1 protein-coding gene is annotated in these 243 nt (G+C 51.0%); it reads right to left on the minus strand.

The window, feature by feature from the left end:
* Nucleotides 1-243, minus strand: a 243-nt coding sequence (locus tag SB822_RS60065; protein ID WP_410859506.1) for a helicase-related protein, incomplete at both ends; no start/stop codon positions are given.

Here is a 243-nt window from a genome sequence, read left to right on the forward strand (position 1 = left end):
GATGTGGCGGAACGTTGTTCATTACCACCGCAGTAATGCCCCCAATATCAACCCCCATTTCCATGGTGGTGGAACAGTTGAGAACATTTAGTTGCCCGTTCTTGAACATCTTTTCATAGCTTTGCAGGCGTTCTGACGACTGCTGGGCAGAGTGCTCGGCAGTGCGATAGTAGAAACCGCCTTCCACTACACGATCGTTGATGTCTGTCCAGACGTTTTCCGACCGCAATTGTGCGATCAGCG

The sequence above is a fragment of the Paraburkholderia sp. SIMBA_054 genome, assembly GCF_046534875.1.
Classification (GTDB): domain Bacteria; phylum Pseudomonadota; class Gammaproteobacteria; order Burkholderiales; family Burkholderiaceae; genus Paraburkholderia; species Paraburkholderia hospita.